The organism is Dietzia sp. B44 (assembly GCF_014145245.1).
In the GTDB taxonomy this organism is placed as follows: domain Bacteria; phylum Actinomycetota; class Actinomycetes; order Mycobacteriales; family Mycobacteriaceae; genus Dietzia; species Dietzia natronolimnaea.
In genome coordinates, this window is record NZ_JAALEF010000369.1 from 1 (window position 1) to 2276 (window position 2276).

Here is a 2276-nt window from a genome sequence, read left to right on the forward strand (position 1 = left end):
GTCCACGCCCGGTCGGCGGACACCAGGGCCCAGCGGTGGTCGTCTGCTCCGGTGGCGGGGTCCTCGTCGTCGTCACCCAGGGAGCTCGCGGCACGCGCCAGGTAGTCGTCGACCACCTCGCCGTTCTCGGGGCCCAGCGCGTCGCTCATCACCCCGGGGCTGCGCGGGAGCTCGGTGCGCAGCGCGGTGAGGACGGCGACCAACGCCAGGACGATCACCACCCCGACACCCGCGATCCTGAGGACCCGCAGGCCGGCCGATCGGGGGGTCGTCCGACCGGTGCCCCGGGGCCTGCTCACGCCGCGCGGAGGGCGTCCAGCGCGTGCTGGAGGTCATCGGGGTACGAGCTCGCGAAGTCCACGCGCTCACCGGTGCCCGGGTGGTCGAACCCGAGCCCCACCGCGTGGAGCCACTGCCGCTCCAACCCGAGCCGCCTCGCCAGCACCGGATCGGCGCCGTAGGTCAGGTCCCCCGCGCACGGGTGGTGCAGGGCGGAGAAGTGCACCCGGATCTGGTGGGTGCGCCCGGTCTCCAGCTTCACCTCGACCAGCGTCGCGGCCTGGTGCGCCTCGAGCGTGTCGTAGTGGGTGATCGAGTGCTTGCCGTCGGAGGTGACCGCGAACCGCCAGTCGTTGGAGGTGTGGCGGCCGATGGGGGCGTCGATGGTCCCGGACAGCGGATCGGGGTGTCCCTGGACCAGCGCGTGGTAGGTCTTGTCGACCGTGCGGTCGCGGAACGCCCGCTTGAGGAGCGTGTACGCGCGCTCGGAGGCCGCGACCACCATCAGGCCGGAGGTGCCCACGTCGAGGCGGTGGACGATCCCCTTGCGCTCCGACGGCCCCGAGGTGGAGATGCGGTACCCGGCGGCCGCCAGCCCCCCGATCACGGTGGGGCCGGTCCAGCCCACGGAGGGGTGGGCGGCCACGCCGACGGGTTTGTCGACGACGACGAGGTCGGCGTCGGAGTAGATGACCGACATCCCCTCCACCGGCTCGGCGACCGCCGCCGGTTCGGCCCGCGGGTCGGGCATCTCGACCTCGATCCACGACATCCCGGTGAGCTTGTCGGACTTGCCCACGGCCCGGCCGTCGATCAGCACCTTGCCCTCGCCGGCGAGGTCGGCGACCGCGGTCCGGGAGATCCCGAGCAGGCGGGAGACGCCCGCATCCACCCGCATCCCGTCGAGACCGTCCGGGACGGGGAAGGTGCGCAGCTCACCCATGCGTTCCGCCCACGGTGTCGCCGCCGTCCCCGCCGTCACGACGCTCCGTCGCGGCGGAGTCCTCCGCCACCAACCCACGCGAGCCGTCGAACTCCACGCCCCTGAACACGGCGACGGCCACCACGATCACGCCGACGACCAGACTCGAGTCGGCCACGTTGAACACCGGCCACCACCCGACCGAGACGAAGTCCACCACGTGTCCGCGCAGCACCCCGGGCGAGCGGAGGTACCGGTCGACGAGATTCCCGGCGGCACCACCCAGGATCAACCCGAGTCCCCACGCCCACCACCGCGAGTGGACCCGGCGCGAGAACCACAGCAATCCCAGCACGACCAGTGTCGCCACGATGCTCAGGACGACGGTCGAGTCGGTCCCCATCGAGAAGGCCGCCCCGGGGTTGCGCAGGAGGAGCAGTCGTACGGTGTCGCCGACGATCCGGATCGGGTCCTGTCCCTCGAGTCCCCACACCGCAAGGGCCTTGGTCACCTGGTCCGCCGTCACGATCACCGCGGCGATCATCAGCATGACCACCGGCCCCGCCCTGAAATAGCCGGCACCGGCACCGCCGGGCGTCGTCCCCGTGGCGTCGGACCGCGTCCCGTTGGTCTCCGTCATGCGGTCCAGTATCCCTGATCCCCCGGCGGGGCCGGGTGGCCCGGTGGGTGGACCCTCTAGGATCGGGGGTCGTGAACCCCCGAACACCCCGTGCCTCCGGCCCTTCCCGACCCACGCGAGGCGGTCGCCGACTCCTCGTCACCGCGCTGGCCGCTGCGCTCGTGGCCTCCACGGCCGCGTGCTCGGACGGCGGGGACTCCCCCGGGGACGCGGCGGTCAGCGCGCAGGAGGACCAGGGCCTGGAGCCGGCGGTGGAGGTGGACCCCGGCCCCGCCCCGACGGTCGAGCTCCTCGACGAGGGCTCCGGGGACCTGAGGGTGTTGGCCTACGCCCCCTCGCGTGAGCCCGTGACCGTCGCCGTCACCAGGTCCGCGACGTCTCGCACGACCGTGCCGGGCTCGGAGCCGAGGATCGACGAGACCCCCGAGCAGACGA

Annotated in this window: 2 protein-coding genes and 2 pseudogenes; 1 reads left to right on the forward strand and 3 read right to left on the reverse strand. The window is 73.0% G+C overall.

From position 1 onward, the window contains the following. The 3 genes and pseudogenes from G6017_RS12040 to lspA all read right to left on the reverse strand — a co-directional run. A pseudogene (locus G6017_RS12040) lies at positions 1-299 on the reverse strand (hypothetical protein); the annotation flags it as partial. Beyond that, positions 296-1222, reverse strand: coding sequence for an RluA family pseudouridine synthase (locus G6017_RS12045; RefSeq protein WP_182617567.1), 927 nt, complete (start codon positions 1220-1222; stop codon positions 296-298). The pseudogene G6017_RS12040 and the gene G6017_RS12045, both read right to left, overlap by 4 nt. Continuing rightward, positions 1215-1841 carry a signal peptidase II gene (gene lspA, locus G6017_RS12050; RefSeq protein ID WP_182617568.1) on the reverse strand — a complete coding sequence of 209 codons (627 nt, stop codon included), beginning with the start codon at positions 1839-1841 and terminating at the stop codon, positions 1215-1217. Before lspA ends, G6017_RS12045 begins: the two co-directional genes overlap by 8 nt. Positions 1842-1912: 71 nt before the next feature. Between lspA and G6017_RS12055 the strand changes: the two are divergent. Further along, positions 1913-2276, forward strand: a pseudogene (locus tag G6017_RS12055) (hypothetical protein); the annotation flags it as partial.